The organism is Bradyrhizobium sp. SZCCHNRI3043 (assembly GCF_032377735.1).
Taxonomy (GTDB): domain Bacteria; phylum Pseudomonadota; class Alphaproteobacteria; order Rhizobiales; family Xanthobacteraceae; genus Bradyrhizobium.
In genome coordinates this window covers 36,079-57,613 of sequence record NZ_JAUHID010000018.1, presented here as the reverse complement: position 1 = coordinate 57,613, position 21,535 = coordinate 36,079, and the positions used below count along the sequence as shown (strand labels likewise).

Annotated in this window: 6 protein-coding genes; 5 read left to right on the top strand and 1 reads right to left on the bottom strand. The window is 65.3% G+C overall.

The genetic code is table 11. The features are described from left to right. The first annotated feature begins 231 nt into the window (after positions 1–231). From QX124_RS26415 to QX124_RS26395, 5 genes are all read left to right on the top strand, one after another. Positions 232–2,415 carry a type I secretion system permease/ATPase gene (locus tag QX124_RS26415; protein ID WP_315798731.1) on the top strand — a complete coding sequence of 728 codons (2,184 nt, stop codon included), beginning with the start codon at positions 232–234 and terminating at the stop codon, positions 2,413–2,415. A gap of 1 nt (position 2,416) precedes the next feature. Then, positions 2,417–3,751 carry an HlyD family type I secretion periplasmic adaptor subunit gene (locus QX124_RS26410; RefSeq protein WP_315798698.1) on the top strand — a complete coding sequence of 445 codons (1,335 nt, stop codon included), beginning with the start codon at positions 2,417–2,419 and terminating at the stop codon, positions 3,749–3,751. A gap of 454 nt (positions 3,752–4,205) precedes the next feature. Next, positions 4,206–5,042, top strand: coding sequence for a transglutaminase-like cysteine peptidase (locus QX124_RS26405; protein WP_315798697.1), 837 nt, complete (start codon positions 4,206–4,208; stop codon positions 5,040–5,042). A gap of 80 nt (positions 5,043–5,122) precedes the next feature. Further along, complete coding sequence (locus tag QX124_RS26400) at positions 5,123–5,473, top strand: hypothetical protein (protein ID WP_315798696.1); 351 nt, start codon at positions 5,123–5,125, stop codon at positions 5,471–5,473. A 413-nt stretch (positions 5,474–5,886) separates the two neighbouring features. Continuing rightward, positions 5,887–20,943 carry a VCBS domain-containing protein gene (locus QX124_RS26395; RefSeq protein WP_315798695.1) on the top strand — a complete coding sequence of 5,019 codons (15,057 nt, stop codon included), beginning with the start codon at positions 5,887–5,889 and terminating at the stop codon, positions 20,941–20,943. Between the two features lie 88 nt (positions 20,944–21,031). On the opposite strand, the gene QX124_RS26390 is transcribed toward QX124_RS26395, so the two are convergent. Continuing rightward, positions 21,032–21,502 (bottom strand): hypothetical protein, encoded by a 471-nt coding sequence (locus QX124_RS26390; RefSeq protein WP_315776785.1) that lies wholly within the window; start codon positions 21,500–21,502, stop codon positions 21,032–21,034. Between the last annotated feature and the right edge of the window lie 33 nt (positions 21,503–21,535).

Sequence of the window (21,535 nt, the reverse complement as noted above, 5' to 3'; positions counted from 1 at the left end):
GCATGTCGCGCCGGCTTTTCACCATACGCATTTACTTTGCGCTGAGATTGTCGAGAAGCACCTGCAAAAATCTTGAAAAAGCCAGGTGCGAGCCAAAGAATTGGGCTAAGGCAAATTATTAGCAAGAAGCAATGGGTGCAGGTCCGCGCTGCTCGGTGGGCCAGATGGGTTTTCGAGGCGTCGTTGAATATTCGTCCGACAAGGTTCGAGCTCGAAGAGACGGCCCACGTGATGCCGCAGATGAGCGCAGCCGCAGCAGCAACTGATCCTCTCAGCGACAGTCTGCTTTACCTCGCAGCTCATCATGGCCGCGCCTTGAGCCGCAGCGCGCTGCTATCCGGACTGCCGCTCGACAGCGGCGTGCTCAGCATCGCGCTCTACGAGCGCGCCGCGCAGCGGGCCGGGCTCGAGGCGCAACTGGTCGAACGGCCGCTGAGCGAGATCCCCGCGCTGGTGCTGCCTTGCGTGCTGATGTTTCACGACGGCACCACGCGCATCCTGCTGACGATCGACGAGGCCGCCGGCCGCCTCACCATCGTCGATCCCTCGCGTCGTGAACAGCCGGCGATCGAGCGCTTCGAGGCGGTCGCGGCGCGATATGTCGGCTTCGCCTATCTGGTGCGGCCCGCCACAGTCGCCGATCCGCGCGTGGCGGCAGCCGGCGAGGTGCCGAAGACGCACTGGTTCTGGTCGGTGGTCAGCCGCTTCGGCGCCAATTACGGCCATGTCGCGATCGCCGCGTTCATCGTCAACATCCTGGCGCTGGCCGCGCCGCTGTTCACGATGAGCGTCTACGACCGCGTGATCCCGAACGGCGCGATCCCCTCATTGGTCGCACTCGGCATCGGCCTTCTCCTCGCCATCGGATTCGACTTCCTGCTCAAGGTGGTGCGCAGCCGCATCATCGACATGACAGGCAAGAAGATCGACGTGGTGCTTGCCGCGAACATCTTCGAGCACGTGATGTCGCTGAAGATGGACAAGCGGCCGCCATCGGTCGGCATCCTCGCCAACCAGCTGCGCGACTTTGATTCGGTTCGCGAGTTCTTCACCTCCGGCACCGTGGTGTCGGCGACCGACATGCTGTTCGCGGTCGTGTTCATCATCGTGCTGTTCATCATCGCGGGTCCCATCGCATGGATTCCGCTGCTGATGCTGCCGGTGATGATCGCCGTCGGGCTGCTGATCCAGCGGCCGCTCGAACGCGCGATGCGGCAGATGCAGGCGCAGTCCGCCGCGCGTCACGGCATTCTGGTGGAATCGCTGAACGGAATGGAGACGGTGCGCGCGGTGGCCGGCGAGAGCCGGGTGCAGACGGTGTGGGAGCGCTCGGTGGCGGCGCAGGCGCGCTCCAGCGAGGACGTCCAGTTCTGGGCGTCGATGGCCATGACCGCGGCGAGCGTCGCCAGCCAGTTCTGCAGCCTGCTGCTGGTCGTGGTCGGCGTGTTCCTGATCCTCGACGGCAAGCTCTCGATCGGTGCGCTGGTGGCGGCCAACATGCTGTCGGGTCGCGTGCTCGGTCCGATCGCAGGCATCGCCGGCCTGATGACGCGCTTCACCCAGACGACGTCGGCGCTGCGCTCGATCGACCGGCTGATGTCCCTGGACCGTGAGCGTCCGCCGGAAAAGATCTACGTCGCGCGTGAGATCAACCAGGGCCGCATCCAGTTCAAGAACGTCAGCTTCTCCTATCCGGGAAGCCAGACCAAGGCGCTCGACAACGTCTCCTTCGATATCAAGCCGGGCGAGAAGATCGGCATCATCGGTCGGGTCGGCTCGGGCAAGACCACCGTCGGCCGCCTCGCCACTGCGTTCTATCCGCCGACCGAAGGCAGCATCCTGATCGACGGGATCGACATCCAGCAGTACGACCCGGCCGATCTGCGCGCCGGCATCGGCTTCGTGCTGCAGGACACCGACCTGTTCTACGGCAAGCTGCGCGACAACATCACGCTCGGCCGTCCGGCGGCGACCGATGAGGAGGTGCTCGAGGCAGCGCGGCTCGCCGGCGTCGAAACCTTCATCGCCGGCCACCCGCAGGGCTATGAGATGATGATCGCCGAAGGCGGCCGCAGCCTGTCGGGCGGGCAGAAGCAGGCGATCGGGCTGGCGCGTGTCCTGATCCGCAAGCCGCGCGTGCTGTTCCTCGACGAGCCGACTGCGCATTTCGACGTCCGCAGCGAGGGCGAATTCCTCGAGCGCCTGAAGTCGCTGGCCAAAGGCGAGATGTCCATCATCGTCTCGACCCACCGGCCTTCGTTGTTGTCGCTGGTCGACCGCATCCTGGTGTTCGACTCCGGCAAGATTGTCGCCGACGGTCCGACCGCGCAGATCCTCACCATGCTGCGTCCGCAGCAGCCCGCGGCGGCGCCGGCCGCGAGCCACGCGGTGAAGCCGGTCCAGGGGACGCTGTGACATGGCGCTCAGCGATTTCGCGTTCTCCAACGACATCAGGGCTGCCGTTGAGCTGCGCACGCCGAAGACGGCGCGGATGCTGCTGCTGGCCTCGCTCGGCCTGTTCTTCACCTTCCTGATCTGGGCGCATTTCGCCGTTCTCGATGAGGTCAAGCGCGGCAATGGCAAGGTCGTGCCGTCGCGCCAGACCCAGGTGGTTCAATCGCTGGAAGGCGGCATCATCGCCGATCTCCTGGTGCAGGAAGGCGCGATCGTCGAAAAGGATCAGCCCCTGGCGCGGATCGAGGACACCAATTTTGCGTCGCAGTTCGGCGAGATCCGCGAGCGCCGCGGCGCGATGGCGGCGCGGGTGATCCGGCTGGCGGCGGAAACCGAGGGCCGCAGCCCGGTCGAGTTTCCCGAGGAGCTCGTCGCGGACGCCCCGCGCGCGGTGCAGACCGAGCGCGCCGTGTTCGACGCCCATGCGCGCAAGCTTGCGCAGGACATCGACGTCGTGCAGCAGCAGGAGCAGCAGAAGAGCAAGGAGATCGACGAGCTCAGGGCCACCGAGAAGCGCTTCTCGGAGACGTTGGCACTGCTCAATCGCGAATTGGGGCTGACCCGCAAGCTGTTCGACCAGAAGGTGGTGCCGGAGATCGAGATGCTCCGCGCCGACCGCCAGGCCACCGACATGCGGGGGCAGCTCGCGGTGGTGCAGGCGAGCATCGTGAAGACCGAGGCCGCAGTGCAGGAGGCGCGCGCTCGCCGGCTCAACATCGTCACGGCGTTTCGCGCCCAGGCCGAGGACGATCTCGCCAAGGCGCGCGGCGATCTCGCCGTGCTCGAAGAGAACATCAAATCGGCCCAGGACCGGGTGCGGCGGACCGAGCTGCGCTCGCCCGTGCGCGGCATCGTCAACAGGCTCAACGTCACCACCATCGGCGCCGTGGTCGCGCCAGGCGCCAGCCTGATGGAGATCACGCCGCTCGATGACACGCTGCTGGTCGAAGGCCGCATCCGTCCGCAGGACATCGCCTTCATCCGTCCCAACCACGAGGCGGTGGTCAAGCTCAGCGCCTATGATTCCTCAGTGTACGGCTCGTTGCACGGGCGCGTCGAGCGCATCAGCGCCGATACCATCACCGACGAGAAGGGCGACAAGAACGAGCGTGGCGAGACCTTCTATCGGGTGATGGTGCGCACCGAGAAGAACCACCTCGGTACCGCCCAGCAGCCGCTTCCGATCATCCCGGGCATGGTCGCGACCGTCGAGATCCTGACGGGCAAGAAATCGGTGCTGGACTATCTGGTCAAGCCTGCCCGCATGCTGCGCGACGAGGCGCTGCGGGAGCGCTGACCGCAGGCGCGGGCAGCTCGTGTGAGTGCAGCGATACCCGGTTCTCCGCGAAAAATATGTGAGATCCCAGAAGTCGCTGCGCTGATCCGCGGCGGAGCGAGCCGGCTTGCGTTACCAAATTCTGAATCGTTCAAATGCGACGCGATTTGGTCGGCCGCGATTAGTCGCGTTCGCAGCTTGGCCGCGAACATCACCGCGGTTTAACCGGCCCGAAGCCGCGCCGGCCCTATCCCTGATCCGATAACAACCGGGACAGGGATCGACGCGATGACGTCGGCCGATGCCCGGAGCATACAGGGCGTCACTGATGTTGCGGATCGATCGGCCGCGGGTTCGCCCGCGCGCGCTGGGGCTTGCGCTTGTGTTGTCAGTCGTGGCCGGTTGTGCCGGCGCTGTGTTTGCCGAGACTTCAAATCGTAGATCTCTGCAGGGTACTGCGGATAGCGCGCTGCCGGTGCCGCCGCCCGTCCGTTTCTTCACCATCAATGCCGTGCTCGCCAAGCACGACGGCCTGCGTCGCGCGGCCTCCGGGCCTGTGGAAGTGGCATCGACCGACCCGGCCGGCCGCGCCGGATCAGTCAGCGACGCCCCGCAGGGGCCGGCGGTCGCTAATCCCAGCGACGAGCCGTTCGGCCTGGTGACGTTCCGCGCACCCGAAGGCGTGCTGTGGGTGAAATGGCGCGGCATCCAGGCTGCGATGGCGAGCGAGCGGATGTCGACCGACCGCTGCAACGGCGATGACGCGCGCTGCTCGGCGTCGGAGCGCTTCTTCGTCGCGCTGATGCGATCGGCGGCTGCCGCCAGCGAAGGTCGTGCACGCGCGGAAATCATCAATCGCGGCGTCAACCAGGCGGTGCGCTACGTCAGCGACGATCAGCAACACGGCCTGCCGGACGTCTGGAGTTCGCCACTGCAGACCTTTCGCAGCGGCCTCGGTGACTGCGAGGACTACGCGATCGCGAAATACGCGTTGTTGCTGGCGGCGGGAACGCCGGAATCCGATCTCAAGCTGCTTCTGGTCCGCGACCTCGCCGTAAGGCAGGATCATGCGGTCGTCGCAGTGCGGCTCGACGGCAAGTGGCTCGTGCTCGACAATCGGCGGGCCGCTCTGATGGAAGGTCGCGATCTGCAGTCCTTCATGCCGTTGTTTGCGATCGATCACCGCGGCGTCAGCCTGTTCGCGGCGCCCTATGCCGAGCGGCCGCACCACGAAAGCGAGAGCGACGTCACGCCGGCGGCCGAAGCCGACATCGGCGGCGGCCGTGATCCGGGCCGACCGTTGCTGCTCTGAATGTCGCAGCCGAACGACTTGTAGCCGGCGCCGTTTGCGGTCTTAATGCACGCCGGGAAGCTGGCGAGCAGGGGGCCGCGGTGAATATCAAGCAAGTCATGGTTTGCGGGGCAGTGGTCCTGTCGGCGATCGGTGGGATGATCGGCATCGCGCGGGCCGACGCCGTGGTGCTGCCGGGCGCGGCGTTTGCGATCGCCTGCGAGAATGGCGGCAGTTACGTGCTGCGCTCTCCTCCCGTGCTCGCGCCGGGCGAGATCGTCACCGCGCAGCTCTACCTCCATCCTCGCCACGCGATTCCGGTCCGTCTCGTTCCGATGGGCGACGGCTATCGCTACGCAGGCCGCGGCGTGTGGCTCGATGGTATCGGTGACCAGGCGCTGTTGTATTTGCGCAAATATGAACCGGTCGCCTGCGTGGTCAGCCGCATCTGAGGCATTCTGCCGCTGCACAACCTCTTTCAAGAATAGTTCCCGCCTTTCGCAAATAATTCGCGAGAGGCGGAGTTCCATTTCGGCCATTTTTCATGGCGCTCAGCTCATATTCACGACAGCGTGCGTGGTGTTCCGCAAGTATTGCGCGCGGAACAACTGCGGATCAGTAGTAATTCTCCAGGCCAAAACCCGATTTAATCTTGTCTTTCCGGCTGCGCCATGCGTAGCGCGGAAGCATAGGCGCGGACTAATTTACCTTCATAAATGCCGTTGCACTTGACTGCATTTACCCAAAGTCCCTAAAGTCTGATTAACAAGAACCGGTAATATTGACCCGTATTCTCGTTTAATAATAGTTTAACGATAGAAATGGGAGCGCCACCAAAGCGCCCCATATTTGGAGGTTTTGGCGCATGAATGCTCCTGTCCTGCTGGCCCAGTTGACCGGCACGTCCTCGCAGCCATCCAGCGCCTCTGCAAAGCACCTCAAGATCGGCAAACCGCCGGGCAACCAAGCCATTACGGTTCACCTCGACGGTCAGAGCCAGATCGATTTCAGCGACATCGCCAGCGAGCGGCTGACCTTCATCAAGATCGGCAACCGCCTCATCATCCTGTTCGACAATCAGTCGACGGTGTCCATCGACCCGGTTTTCGATACCAACGGCGCCCCGCTGAAGGACGTCAGCTTCGAGGTCGGCCCCGACCGAATCATCAATGGCGATCAGTTCGCCGAGCTGTTTCCCATCACCACCGACCAGTCGGTGCTGCCCGCCGCGGGAACGCCCGGTGCGCCGGGCGTGCCTGCCGGAGCGAACTTCGGGACGTTCAAGATCGATGCGCTGATCGGCGGCACGCCGCTTGGGCTGCTGGGAGCCGAGGACACCACCACCAAATTCGGCGACAATCCGGTCACGCCGAATCCGACGCCGATTGCCGGCGTCGCCGACAGCGTGGTGCTCAATGAGGACGGGCTGTCCGAGGGCCGGCCCGGCGGCAGCGGCGACATCGGCGGCGTGGCGACGAGCTTTACCGGTTCGCTGAACGTCGACTTCGGCACCGACGTGATCGGCCGCGCCTTTGCGTTTGCGGCGTCACAGCCTGGTCTTGCCGGGCTGACGTCCGGCGGCCAGGAGGTGCATTTTGCGATCACCACCGTCAACGGCCAGCCGGAGCTGATCGGCTATATCGGCAGTGATCCCTCGATCGTCGCCAACCAGGTCTTCACCGTCACGCTCGACGCCAACGCGACGATCGCGGGGACCTATACGGTCACGCTGCTGCAGCCGCTCGATCATCCGGTCTTCGGGACCGAAGACACGCTGAACCTCACCATCAACGTCATCGCCATCGACGGCAGCGGCGACACCGCGCCGGTGACGATCGTGATCGGCGTCAACGACGATTCGCCGGTCGCCGGCACCGTCGAGGCGATCAATGTCGCCGAGCACACCGGCGGCGCCAGTGAAGGCGGCGGCGAGAGCGAGCTCGTCGCCAAGGTCGTGGGCGGCGACGGCTTCGAGCCGACCACGGCGAGCGTGGATCTCCACATCGGCTGGGGCGCCGACAACGGCAACAGCAAGGTCGATGGCGGCTCCAACGGGACCGTGGTCGACGGCGACCGCTCGCTGGTGTTCGACGCGTCCGAGATCGCGACCTTGCAGGCGCTGGGCCTGACCTCGAACGGCGAGGCCATCTCCTACACGCTGTCGGCTAACGGCACCGAGATCATCGCGACCGCAGGTGAGGGTGAGGGCGCGCGCACCATCTTCACCGTGTCGCTGTCCGACACCGGCTCCGGCAGCGCCACCTTCACCCTGTCCGACAATATCGACCACAACGGCGCCAACGACGCGTCGCTGCCGCTGACCTTCAAGGTGGTCGCGACCGACGCCGACGGCGACCCCGTCAACAGCGCCTTCACCGTCAATGTCGCCGATGACGGCCCGAGCTTCGGCGAGAAGCCGAGCTATTCGGTGGTCGACGAAGACGGTCTCGGCAATGCCGGCAACAGCTACGCCGATGGCAGCGACGCCTATGGCGAAGACCTGACGGTCACCGATACGCTCGGAATCCGCTGGGGCTCCGACGACGCCAACAACAATGTCGACGGCGGCATCAACGCAACGCCGGTCAACGGCGACCGCGCCGTCACCTTCGCCGCAAACGTGGTGGCCTCGCTCGAGGCGCAGGATCTGACCTCCGACGGCTTTGCCCTGCGCTACGAAGTGTCGGGGAACGGCACCGTGCTGACCGCCTATCGCTATGATGCCGCGCACGAGACCTATGTCGATGCCAACGGCAAGCCGCTGGAAGGCGAGGGGCTGTCGGGCGCCGTGGTGTTCACGGTGTCGCTGTCCGACCAGGGTCATGGCTCCTATACCTTCGCGCTGTCGGGCAACCTGGATCACCCGGTGCACGGCACCGAGGATGACATCACCCTCAACATCGGTTTCGTCGCCACCGATTCCGATGGCGATGCGATCACCGACACCTTCACGGTGAAGGTCAATGACGACGCCCCGAGCTTCGGCGAGAAGCCGAGCTATTCGGTGGTCGACGAGGACGGCCTCGGCAACGCCGGCAACAGCTACAAGGATGACGGCGACGCCTATGGCGAAGACCTGAAGGTCACCGATACGCTCGGCATTCGCTGGGGCGCCGACAGCGCCAACAGCCATGTCGATGGCGGCATCGATGGCACGCCGGTCAATGGCGACCGCGCCGTGACCTTCGCGGCCGACGTGGTCGCGACGCTCGACGCCCAGAATCTCACCTCGAACGGCTTCGGTCTCACCTACGTCGTGTCCGACAACGGAACGCTGCTCACGGCCTATCGCTACGACGCCGAGCATGAGACCTATGTCGGCGCCGACGGCAAGCCGACGGACTCGGCCGGCGCGACGGTGTTCACGGTGTCGCTGTCCGATCAGGACCGCGGCTCATACACGTTCGAGCTCACCGGCAACTTGGATCACCCGGTGCACGGCACCGAGGACGACATCACGCTCAACATCGGCTTCGTCGCCACGGATTCCGACGGTGACGCGGTGACCGACAGCTTCACCCTGAAAGTCAACGACGACGCGCCGGTGTTCGGCGATGCGCCGAGCGCCGGTGTGGTCGACGAGGACGCCCTCGGCAATGCCGGCGACAGCTACGTGGAAGGCAGCGACGTCGCCGGCGCCGATCTGACGGTGACCAAGACGCTCGCCATCCTGTGGGGCGCCGATAGCGCCAACAGCCATGTCGACGGCGGCATTGATGGCGCGTCGGTCAAGGGCGATCGCGCCGTCACTTTCGCCGCGGACACGGTTCCCTCGCTCGAGGAGCTGGGGCTGACGTCGAACGGGATTCCGCTGAGCTATCAGGTCTCCGAGAACGGCACGCTGCTGACCGCCTATCGCTACGACGCCGCCCACGAGACCTATGTCGACGCGAACGGTAAGCCGACGGAGGACCTCGCCAGCGCCGCGGTGTTCACCGTCTCGCTGTCGGATCAGGACCAGGGCTCCTACACGTTCAATCTCACCGGCAATCTCGATCATTCGGTCCACGGCAGCGAGGATAGTCAAGGGCTGTATTTCGGCTTCGTTGCCACCGATTCCGACGGCGACGCAATCCACGGCAGCTTCAATGTCGAGGTCAATGACGACGCCCCGGTGTTTGGCGAGCGCGTCAGCTACTCCGTGGTCGACGAGGATGGTCTCGGCAATCCCGGCAATTCCTACGCGGATGGCAACGACGCTGCGGGCGCCAATCTGACGGTGACCGACTTCCTCGGCATCCGTTGGGGCGCCGACAGCGCCAACAGCCATGTCGACGGCGGCATCAACGGTGCGCCGGTCAACGGCGACCGCGCCGTCACCTTCGCCGTCGACGTGGTCTCGACGCTTACCGCCCAGCATCTGACGTCGAACGGCGTCGCGCTGACCTACACCGTGTCCCCCGACGGCACGCTGCTGACCGCCTACCGCTACGATGAAGCGCATCACACCTACGTCGACGGCGAGGGCCATGCCACCGGCGACTTGACCAAGGCTGCGGTGTTCACGGTGTCGCTGTCCGACCAGGGGCAGGGGTCCTACAGCTTCACGCTGATCGACAACATCGATCATCCGGCCCACAACACCGAGGACGACGTCACGCTCACCCTCGGCTTCGTCGCCACGGATTCGGATGGCGATGCGGTCTCCGACACCTTCAAGGTCAAGATCAACGACGACGCGCCGGTGCTGAACCGGGAGATTGCGACCGGCGTGGTCGATGAGGACGGGCTCCCGATCGGGCTCGCGGGCGGGCCTGGCGACGTCCCCGGCCAGAACACGGTCGCAACGGGCGATCTCGGCATCTCCTGGGGCAGCGACAGCGCCAACAATCTCGGCAATGTCGGGATCACCGGTGCGTCACCGGTGAACGGCGACCGCGCCGTCACCTTCGCATCCGACGCCACTACCACGCTCGCCGCGCAGCACCTGACCTCGAACGGCGTCGCGTTGACCTACGGCGTCAGCGAAGGCGGCACGTTGATCACGGCCTACCGCTTCGACGGACAGCACTACATCGACGGCAACGGCAACTGGACCGGCAACAAGGCCAATGCCGCCGTGTTCACGGTGAAGCTGTCCGACCTCGATTCCGGATCCTACAGCTTCACGCTGCTCGACAATCTCGATCACCCGGTGCCCAACACCGAGGACAGCATCGCCCTGACGCTGAAATACGTCGCCACCGATTCCGACGGCGATCAGGTCAGCGGCACGTTCAAGGTCAGCGTCAACGACGACAGCCCGGAGGCGCATACCGGGGCGGCCAAGAGCATCAGCGAAGCCGGTCTCAACGCCGGTGGCGGCGATTGCGGCCCCGATTTCGGCGGTCACGATTTCGGCGGCCACGATGGCGGCAGCCGCGATCCTCAGGTGACCGGCGCGCTCAACATCAAATGGGGTGCCGACAACAACGACAGCGGCGCCGCCGATCGCTCGGTCCGCTTCGCCAACACGTCCAACGCTGCCGCCGATGTCCATGTGACCAACGGCAGCGATGTCGGCCTCAGCGGCCTGACCTCGGACGGTCAGCAGGTGAAATACGCCTTCGATCATGGCGTGCTGGTCGGCTACACCGGCAACAGCCTCAATTTCGGGCAGCGCGTGTTCGAAGTCTCGCTCGATGACGACGGTACCGGCACCTACACCTTCAAGCTGCTCGGCAATCTCGATCATCCGGCCGGGCAGGGCAGCAACGTCGTCAAGCTGACGTTCGACTACACCGCGACCGATTCCGACGGCGATTCAAGCAGCAGCACGTTCACCGTCACCGTGATCGACGACGTCCCGACGATCGGGCACGCCGAGAGCGAGACCGTCAGCGAAGCCAACCTTCCGACCGATCTCTACGACGTCCTGTTCCCGGATTCGCCGTACTCCACCGTGCAGACCGGCCGCCTCGCGATTTCCTGGGGCGCCGACGACAACGATTCCGGCGCGACCAACAACCGCTCGGTGGCGTTCTTCGACACGACCGCCCCGGACGGGCTGACGTCGAACGGCTATGCGATCAGTTACGTGGTCTCGTCCGACGGCACCACGCTGAGCGCGGTCACCACCGATCATCGCACCGTTTTCACCGTCACGCTGAGCGATGACGGCGACGGCAGCTACAAGTTCACGCTGCTCGACAACCTCGACCATGGCAAGTCGGGCACCGACAGCCTGGCGCTGAGCTTCGGCTTCAAGGCCACCGATTCCGACGGCGACAGCGCCACGAGCAGCTTCACGGTGGCGGTGACGGACGACGTGCCGACCGTCGGCTGCGCCGAGGACGAGACCGTCAGCGAGGCCAGCCTGCCGACCGACGGCTACGACACCAGCCATCCAGACGCGTCGAACTCGACGGTCCAGACCGGCAGCCTCGACATTTCCTGGGGGGCCGACGACAACAATACGGGCGTGGGGCACAACCGCGCGGTGGCCTTCACCACTGCCGCCGGCGCCACGGGCCTGACCTCCGACGGCTCGGCGATCAGCTACACGATCTCCAGCGACGGCACCTTGCTGACGGCCGTCACCGCGGATCACCGCACCGTCTTCACCATCCAGTTGTCCGACAGCGGCGATGGCAGCTACAAGTTCACGCTGTACGACAACATCGACCACCCGGCGTCCGGCCAGAACGACGATAGCCTGCCGCTGACGTTCGGCTTCAAGGCCACGGATTCCGACGGCGACAGCGTCACCAGCAGCTTCAAGGTCACGGTGCTCGACACCGCGCCGGTGGCGGCGGCCGGCGATGCCAGGACCGTCGACGAGGACGATCTGCCGGGCGGCACGGATGTCTCCAAGGCGCCGACCGCGGTCAGCGGCGACCTCAACATCAGCTGGGGCTCCGACGACAGCAACAAGACCTCGGGCGGCGGGCTCGGCGACCGCTCGGTCAGCTTCCGCTACACGAGCGCGGGCGCGAATGTCGACGCCGAGGACAGTTCGGGCCGCAATCTGACGCTGACGTCGGATGGCCAGACGGTGAAGTACACCTTCGAGAACGGCGTGCTGGTCGGCTACACCGGCGGCGATCTCGCCCACGGCGCCCGCGTGTTCGAAGTGTCGCTGAGCGACCAGAACGACGGCTCCTACAACTTCAAGCTGCTCGGCACTCTGGACCATCCCGCCGGCAGCGGCGAGAACATCGTCAAGCTGTCGTTCAGCTTCACGGCGACCGATGGCGACGGCGACACGTCCAGCAACAGCTTCGCCGTCTCGGTCAAGGACGACGTGCCGGTGCTCGGTTCGCCGACCGCCGCGACGCTGACCGAGAACGCCACCGGCTCTGCTGGCGCGGAGGTGTTTCAGACCCAGACCGCGGCCGATGTCGCGCTCAACATCAATTGGGGTGCCGACGACAGCAATTCGGGCGCGGCCAATCGCAGCGTCGCATTCGATAGCGCGATCCATACCGGCGACGTGGTCAAGACCACCGGCGCAGGCAGTCCGACGCTGACGTCGAACGGCACGGCGGTGCAGTTCATCCGCGTGTCGGACACCGAGATCTGGGGCGTCGCCAACGACAATGGCGGCCAGCTCACGACGAATGACCGCAAGGTGTTCCACATCACGCTGTCCGACGATGGCTCTGGCAGCTACACCTTCGAGCTCCTGGACAATGTCGATCACGTCGGCTCGGGCCAGACCAATGCACTGTCGCTAAAGCTCGGCTTCACCGCGACCGATGCCGATGGCGATATCGCCTCCGGCGGCAACTTCACCGTCACCATCAATGACGACAACGGCCGGCCCGCGATCGGCACGTCTGATGCCGGGACCGTCGACGAGGATGGGCTTTCCGGCGGCAACACCGGAGCGGCCATCGGCGACGTCGCCGGTGCCAATGTCACGGCCAACGGCTCGCTGGCGATCTCCTGGGGCGCCGACGACAACAACAGCGGCGGCGTGAACCGCGCGGTCGCGTTCAGCGGCATCACCAACGGCCAGAACGCCACTTCGGACGCGGGCTCGCTGACGGTCGAGGGCGTCCAGGTCAAGCTCTGGGTCGTCGGCAATACGGTCTATGGCTACACCGGCAGCAATCCGAGCAACGGCAACCCGCCGTCGGTAGCCAGCCAGGTGTTCAAGGTCTCGCTCGATGATTCCGGTGCAGGCAGCTACAGCTTCACGCTGCTGAAGCACGTCGATCATCCGGCCGGCCAGAACGAGAACGACGTCAAGCTGACCTTCGGCTTCACCGCCACCGATGCGGATGGCGACAGCACCATCTCGTCATTCGCCGTGACGATCGACGACGACAGCCCCGTCGCGACGGCGACGGTGTTGAGAGCGGCGGTCTACGAGAGCGAGCTGCCGAACGGAACGGTGGTGACCGCGACCGGCAACCATGGCGACGACCTCAACGGCGACGGCAACGGCAACGATTCCTACTTCACCGGCAATCTGAGCTCGCTGGTGTCGTTTGGCGCCGACAAGCCCGGCACCTATACGGTCGAGAAGACCAACCTCGCGCCCGAGCTGCTGTCGCTGACGTCGGGCGGCGTGGCGCTGACCTACAGCATGGGGGTCGACAACACGCTGATCGCCAAGGCTGGCAGCGTCACGATCTTCGAATTCCAGGTCGATGCCAACACCGGCCAGTATTCGTTCCGTCTGAAGGGCGCGCTGGACCACGTCGGCACCGGCCATGACAACACGCTGACGCTCGACCTGTCGACGGCGGTGACCGCCACCGATTCCGACGGCGATTCCGTTGCGCTGCACGATCAGATCATCATCACCGTCAACGATGACAGCCCGCAGTCGCAGGACGTCGACACCGTCGCGATCTCGGAGGCAGCCGGCAGCGTCTCGACCGGCGCGGTCGATCTGCGCATCACCTATGGGGCCGATGGCGACAGCCCCGGGCCGTCGGTGACGTTCTTCGGCGCGTCGCCGGTGCGCGTCTACGATGCAGCCGACCACCAGCTCTCCGGACTGACATCGCTCGGCTTCGGCCTGACCTATGTGATGTCGGCGGATCACACGACGCTGACCGCCTATCGCATGAGCGGTGGCAGCTACATCGGCCAGAATGGTCTGGTGACGGGCAACGCGGCTGATGCGGCCGTGTTCACGGTGACGCTGTCGGAGACCGGCACCGGCTCCTACAACTTCACCTTGCTGCAGCCGCTCGATCACCCCGCGCCGATCGGGACCTCAAGCGCGGCCGACCAGTATCTCGACATCAATTTCGCCTTCGCGGTCGAGGATCGCGACCACGACGTCTTCACCAACAATTTCACCGTCCGGGTCGATGCCGCCGGCACCGTGACCACGACGCGTTATGACGCGCCGAATTCGCCGGTGTTCGTCAATCTCGGCGACAGCGCGGCGACGGTCGTCGGCGAGACCGTCGGGGCTCACAGCGTGACCGACCGCGCCGCGGTGACCGACAAGGTGGTCGGCACCGACAAGCTCGGCAGCGTGACCGAGGCCCACGGCTCAAATGGCGACGACATTCTGGTCGGCGGCAACGGCGTGGGCGGCGATGCCCTGTTTGGCGGCGCCGGCAACGACATCATCATCGGCGGAGGAGGTGGCGACCGGCTGTTCGGCGGCGCTGGCAACGACACCTTCCTCTACACGGTGGGCGATGGCAGCGACGTCATCGACGGCGGCTCGGAGTCTGGCACGACCTTTCCGAACTACGACGTGCTCGCGATCACGGGCGATGGAAATGCGCGCAATTTCACCATCGGTAAGACCTCGACCGGTACCGAGATCAATCCGACGCTGAACGATCCGTCCGCCAGCAACGCCACCGACATTCTGGTGCGCTATGACGGTTCGAACGGCGCGACGATCCGCGCCGACGAGATCGAGCGCATCACCATCGCCGGCGGCACCGCCAGCGACACGGTGACGATCACCGATATCAGCGGCACGGCGATCGCGCCGTCGACCATCGTCTTCAACGGCGGCTCCGGCAACGACACGCTGGATCTCGTCCGGTTTGCCGGCAACACCAGCGTTGTGTCCGACGGCGGCTCTGACACCGACACGGTGAAGTTCGGTTTCAAGTTCGCCGAGGCGACCTACACCAAGGTGTTCGCGACGGACGGCGTGACGCTGATCGGCGTGCAGGTCACCCACAACGGCCTGACCGATACGTTCACGAATTACGAGAGCTTTGCCTTCACCGACGGCACCCGTTCGCTCGCGGGTGTCTTCAACACGCCGCCGGTGGCTCATGACGACGCGGTCCAGGCGAGTGAGGATAGCCCGCTCACCGTCAACGCGCTGCTCAGCCTGCTCAACAACGACACCGACGTCGACAACAACACCTTAACCGTCACCGGCGTGTCGAACGCGACGCACGGCACCGTTTCGCTCTCCAACGGCAATCCGGTGTTCACGCCGGACAAGAACTTCTCGGGCGTCGCCGGCTTCGATTACACGGTCAGCGACGGCGATGGCGGGACCGCGACCGCGCATGTCACGGTCGACGTCGCACCGAAGGCGGACGCGCTGACGCTGGGCTTCATGGATCTCGGCCCGGCCTCGGGTGCCGAGGACACCACGATCAACCTGAAGCTCATCAGTGCCGCCGTCACCGATACCGACGGCTCCGAAAGCCTGCGGCTGCTGATTTCGGGCTATCCGGCCGGTGCGACCTTCTCGGTCGGCCATGCCGGAACCGGCGCTGACGCCGGCAAGTGGGTGATCGATAGCGCCGCCGCGATCGCCGCGTTCGACAGCCACCCGCTGCAGATCACGCCGCCCGCGAACTACAACGGCACGTTCTCGTTGTCGGTGGTCGCGGAGGTCACCGACCAGGCTACGTTGTCGGACGGCAACGTCCACACCGACGTCGTCAACACCGCACTGCAGACGATCGATGTCACGGTGACCCCGGTCAACGACGCGCCGCAGATCCATGCGCCGACGCAGGTGACGACGAACGAGGATACGCCATTCGCCTTCACCGGCGCGAACGCGTTCTCCTTCTCCGATGCGGACGGCGATGTCGTCGAGTCCGTGAGGTTCGACATCTCCGGCGGCACGTTCGCGATCCCGTCTCTCGGCGTCTACAACGCCAGCCAGACGCTCGCGATGAGCGGGTTCAAGATCAGCGATCTGAACGCCATTCTGGCGTCGGCGGTGTTCACGCCATCAGCCGATAACGATGCGACGGGATCGGTCACGATCACCATCAACGACAACGGCAATGTCGGCGGTGGCAATCTGAGCGCGACGCAGACGATCACGATCAACATCAACCCGATCGAGGATGCTCCCACGGCCGTGGATGACACGGCCAGTGTGAACGAGGACACGACGTTGACCGTGTCCGATCCGACGCAGGGCGTTCTGCACAACGACCGCGACCCGGACACCGGCGACACGCTGAGCGTGGTGGCGGGCGACTTCACGACGGCCAAGGGCGGTACGATTCACTTCAATGCCGACGGCACCTATGTCTACAAGCCCAAGGCCGACTTCTATGGCGCGGATACCGTGGATTACACGGTGCGTGATGCGGCCGGACAGACGGACATCGGCACGCTGACGATCAACGTGGTGCCGGTCAACGATGCACCGGAGATCCATGCCCCGACGCACGTGACCGCCGATGAAGGCGCGTCGTTCGCTTTCACCGGCGCGAACGCGATCACCTTCTCCGACGCGGACGGCAATGTCGTCGAGTCCGTGAGGTTCGACATCTCCGGCGGCACGCTGTCCATTCCGTTGCTCGGCGTCTTCAACGCCGAGCAGACGCTCGCGATGAGCGGGTTCAAGATCAACGATCTGAATACCTATCTGGCATCGGCGGTGTTCACGCCGAACAGCGACCAGCCGGGGTCGGTCACGATCACCATCAACGACAACGGCAATGTTGGCGGCGGCAATCTGAGTGCCACCCAGACGGTCAGCGTCGAGGTCATCCCCGCCAACCACCCGCCGGTGGCGAACTCCGACACCCATGCGGTGCTCGAGGATGACACGCTCAACATCTCAGTTGCGAATGGCGTCATCCGCGGCTCGACCGGCGGCTCGGTGGCCGACAGCGACGTCGACAACCCCGTCAGCTCGCTCGTCGTGTCCGGCGTCGTGGCCGGCACCGGCAGCGTGACGCAGGGGGCGGGCGTCGGCACCTCGATCGAGGGCGCCTACGGCCATCTGACGCTGAATTCGGACGGCTCCTACACCTATGTCGCCGACAAGGCCGATGCGCTGGCGGCGGGCGTGCCCGCGGTGGACACCTTCACCTATACCGACAAGGATCCGTCGGGCGCGGTGTCGAACACGGCGACGCTCAAGATCACGGTCACCGGCGTCAACGACGCGGCCGTGATCAGCGGCGACGCCACCGGCACCATCGCCGAGGAGGGCGGCATCGCCAACAGCCAGAGCAGCCCGCTCTATGGCATCGCCCGCGGCGACCTCAATGCGACCGACGTCGACGGGCACAACGATGTGTGGCAGGCGACGTCCTCGAACACGGCCAACGGCTACGGCTGGTACGACATCGGCAGCGATGGCAGGTGGACCTACGGCATCTATAACAACGACCCGAGAATCCAGGCGCTGAAGGAAGGTGAGACCACGCTGACCGACAGCTTCACGGTCTACACGGAGGACGGCACCGCCAAGACGGTGACGATCCAGATCCTCGGCAACAATGATGCGCCGGTCCTGCAGAACGCGCTGACCGACCGCAGCTCGGCGGAAGATCAGCCGTTCAGCTTCACCATCCCGTCGAACACGTTTGCCGATGTCGATGGCCGCTTCGATGGCACCGCGAACCTGCTGACGCTGTCGGCGAACCTCAGCGACGGCAGCAACCTGCCGGCGTGGTTGCACTTCGACGCCACGACCGGCACCTTCAGCGGCACCCCGCCGGCCAATTTCGTAGGCACGGTCAACGTCACGGTCTACGCCAGCGACGGCGAATATGCCGTCTCGGACGCCTTCACGCTGACCATCACGCCGGTCAATGACGGCGCTGCGAGCGTGACGGTGTTGGGCACGGCGACGCAGGGCCAGACGCTGACCGCCAATCTCGGCAGCGATCCGGATGGCGCCGCGTCGAACGTCGTCTATCACTGGCTGCGGGACGGCGCCGTCATCAACGGCGCAACCGGCTCGACCTATACGCTGGGGTCCAACGACGTCGGCCACAAGATCTCGGCCAACGTTACCTATACCGACGGCCAGGGCTTTGCCGAGAACGTGACCAGCGGCCAGACCGGCTCGGTCACGGCGCCGAACCACGCGCCGACCTTCGGAGCCGGAACGACCGCGGCAAGCGTCACCGAGGACGCCTCCTATGCGGCGCCGAGCGGCAACCTGATCCAGAACGGCTCGTTCGGCTACTACAACGGCAACTTCTACACGCTGGATGCGTGGACGGTCGGGGGCGCCCATGCCGTCACCGTCGTGGGCGGCCGCACGGATGGCGGCTCGGCCGACTTCTACGGCGCATCGAGCTCGATGAGCCAGACCATCAGCACCGTCGTCGGCGTGACCTATACCGTCGACTTCTACGTGATGACCTACGGTACGGCCGTGACATCATCCGTTGATGGAACACCCCTTCTGACGACGAGCGCCTGGAACTTTGGCTGGACGGAGCAGACCTACCAGTTCACCGCGACCTCGACGTCGACGACGATCAAGTTCGCGAGCGCAGGTGGTGCCGTCATCGACGACATCTCGGTGCAACCCAGCACGGTCGTGACACCGGGCGTGGAGCGGGCGTCCGGCGCGATCGCCTTCACCGACGTAGACGGCGATGCCCAGACCGTGACCTACACGACACCGGCCGGCAGCAACTACTACGGCTCGTTCAACGCCACGGTCGACAATACCGGCCACAAGGTGAACTGGACGTTCACCGTCAACGACGCCGACATCCAGTCGCTGCGCGCCAGCGACCATATCGATCAGACCTACACGGTGAAGATCGACGACGGTCACGGCGGGACGACGACGCAGACCGTCACCGTCACGGTGAACGGCGTCAACGATGCGGCGTCGATCGCGGGCACGGCAAGCGGGACGGTCAAGGAGGACGGCACGCTGACGGCCGGCGGGACCCTGACGGTTACCGACGTCGATAGCGGGGAAGCCCAGTTCCAGACGCCCGCTTCACTGGCGGGGACGTATGGCACCTTCACCTTCAACGCGGTGACCGGGGCCTGGGGCTATACGCTGAACAATTCGGCGGCCAACGTCCAGGCGCTCAACAATGGCGACGTCAAGCACGACACGCTGACCGTGAAGTCGGTCGACGGCACGGCCAGCCAGGTCATCGACGTGACCATCAACGGCACGAACGAGCCGGCGCCGCTGGCCGTCGTGGACACCACGAGCGCCGACGGACGCTATGCGCTGTCGCAGAACACCGACTCGCCGAACGTGATCAGCCTGAATGCGGCAACGCTGTTCTCAGGCGGAACGGGGACGGTCACCTACACCTACAGCCTCGTCTACAGCTCGACCGGCGACGACAGCTGGATCCACCGGACCGGCAATCAGTTCACCGGAGATCCGAGCAACAACGACGCGGGCCTGTACGTCTACAAGGTCACGGCCACCGACTCGGTATCGTCCGTATCGACCTATCTGGCCTTCAACGCGCTCGACAATGGTGCGCTCAATCTCACCATCAACTCGCTGTCGGACAAGTCGTGGGTGGTCGGCTCGGCACCGTGGCTGTCCGGCTACAGTGCCAACGACGGCGACGCGATCACCGCCACGGTCGACAACACGCTCGAGGCCAATGCCAACAACGGCTACGACGTGATGATCGGGTCGAGCGGCGGCAACAACTTCAACGGCGGCGCCGACGATGACGGCATCTACGGCCTCGGCGGCAACGACACGCTGCTCGGCGGCGCCGGCAACGACTACATCAACGGCGGCGCCGGCAATGACTCCATCCGGGGCGGCAGCGGCAACGACGTCACCATCGGCGGCTCCGGCAACGACACCTTCTATTGGGGCGTCAACGACGGCGTCGACACCGTCGACGGCGGCATCGGCACCGACACGTTCGTCATCGAGGGGACGTCGTCCCAGGATCTGATCTACGTCACGGTTGCCGGCGGCGTGATCACCGACGTCAACGGGACCAAGCTCAGCAATATCGAGGCGGTGACCGCCGATCTCGGCGGCAACAACGGCGATACGCTGACTTACATCACCAGCGAGGACGTGACGGTCAATCTCGGCGCCGGCACGGCCACCGGCTTCGGCTCAATCGCCAATATCGAGCGCGTGACCGGTGGCTCGGGCGACGACATACTTATCGGCAGCAGTGCTGCCAACACGATCAATGGCGGCGACGGCGACGACATCATCCGCGGCGGCGGCGGCAACGACACCATCGATGGCGGGACAGGGATCGACCTGCTCGACTTCTCGGATGCCACGGCCGGTTTTACGTTGACGCTGACTCAGAGCTCGACCGCAACGAATGTGTCCATTCCTGGTCTCGGCACGGACAGCTACAAGAATATGGAAGGAGTGATCGGTTCGAACTACAATGATACGATCAATGGGTCGGGCAGCGCTGACGTTCTCATCGGCGGCGCCGGCTCCGACCAGCTCACGGGCAACGGCGGGTCCGACACGTTCAAGTGGAACGCCGGCGATCTCGCCGGCGGCGGGCTCGACACCATCCTGGATTTCCAGACCGGGACCTCCGGCGACGTCATCGACCTCTCGGGCCTCTTGGCCAGCGTGTCCGGCAACCATGCCGACGCGGTGCGCTTCGTCGACAGCGGCGGGCACACCAGCCTGGCCTCGGCCAACGGCAGTGGCGTGCTGAACAACGGCGACCTGACGCTGCAGATCAACGCCGGCTCCGGCTGGACCAACGTCGCGACGATCAAGGACACGGGCGGCAACCTCACGGCCGGCGACGACGTGATCAAGATGATCATCGACAACAGCCACGCCCAGACGCAGGTCCACGTCTGACCCGGCCGGCTTGGGACAAGCAGAAGCAAAGGGCCGCCCATGAGGCGGCCCTTTTCTCATGGAGGCGGCGTCGCCGATGCGCTGCGGCTCAGATCTTCTGCCCCGCCGGCCCGACGCCGACGTTGATCATGATCCGCTGCACTTCGGTGCGGCCCTGCGGGAACTTGACCTCGAGCGTGACCGTGTCGGTGCCGGCGAAGTCGGCCTTCGACTGATAGAAGGCGATGAAGCCCGGCACTTCCAGGGCGAGGCACTGCTTGTAGTTGGTCGCGCTGACCTTGCCGCGCTTGATCGTGACGGTGCCGTTGCCCGGCGCCGTCAGCAGACGGATGGAGGGAAGGGGGCCGGACGAGCAGTCGGGCTGGACGTTGAGATAGATCCCGACCTGGATCGGCTTGCCGGCGACGCCCTTGGCATTGCGTTCGACCGTGGTCTGAGCGGGACCGGGCGCGGGAGCAGGCGTCTGGGCTTGCGCCGCGGCTGAGGTGGCCGCCGCCAGCAGCGCCGCGACGGCTATTCCCGCGAACGCTGCCCGCCCTTCTCCTCGCAACAGGTTCATCACCGTCCTCAGCCCCGCATGGTCCCTCAGCGC

Bases quoted from the DNA above. Each gene is read 5' to 3' on its own strand.
- QX124_RS26415 (WP_315798731.1), top strand. From the start codon at position 232: ATGCCGCAGATGAGCGCAGCCGCAGCAGCAACTGATCCTCTCAGCGAC.
- QX124_RS26410 (WP_315798698.1), top strand. From the start codon at position 2,417: ATGGCGCTCAGCGATTTCGCGTTCTCCAACGACATCAGGGCTGCCGTT.
- QX124_RS26395 (WP_315798695.1), top strand. From the start codon at position 5,887: ATGAATGCTCCTGTCCTGCTGGCCCAGTTGACCGGCACGTCCTCGCAG.
- QX124_RS26390 (WP_315776785.1), bottom strand. From the start codon at position 21,502: ATGAACCTGTTGCGAGGAGAAGGGCGGGCAGCGTTCGCGGGAATAGCC.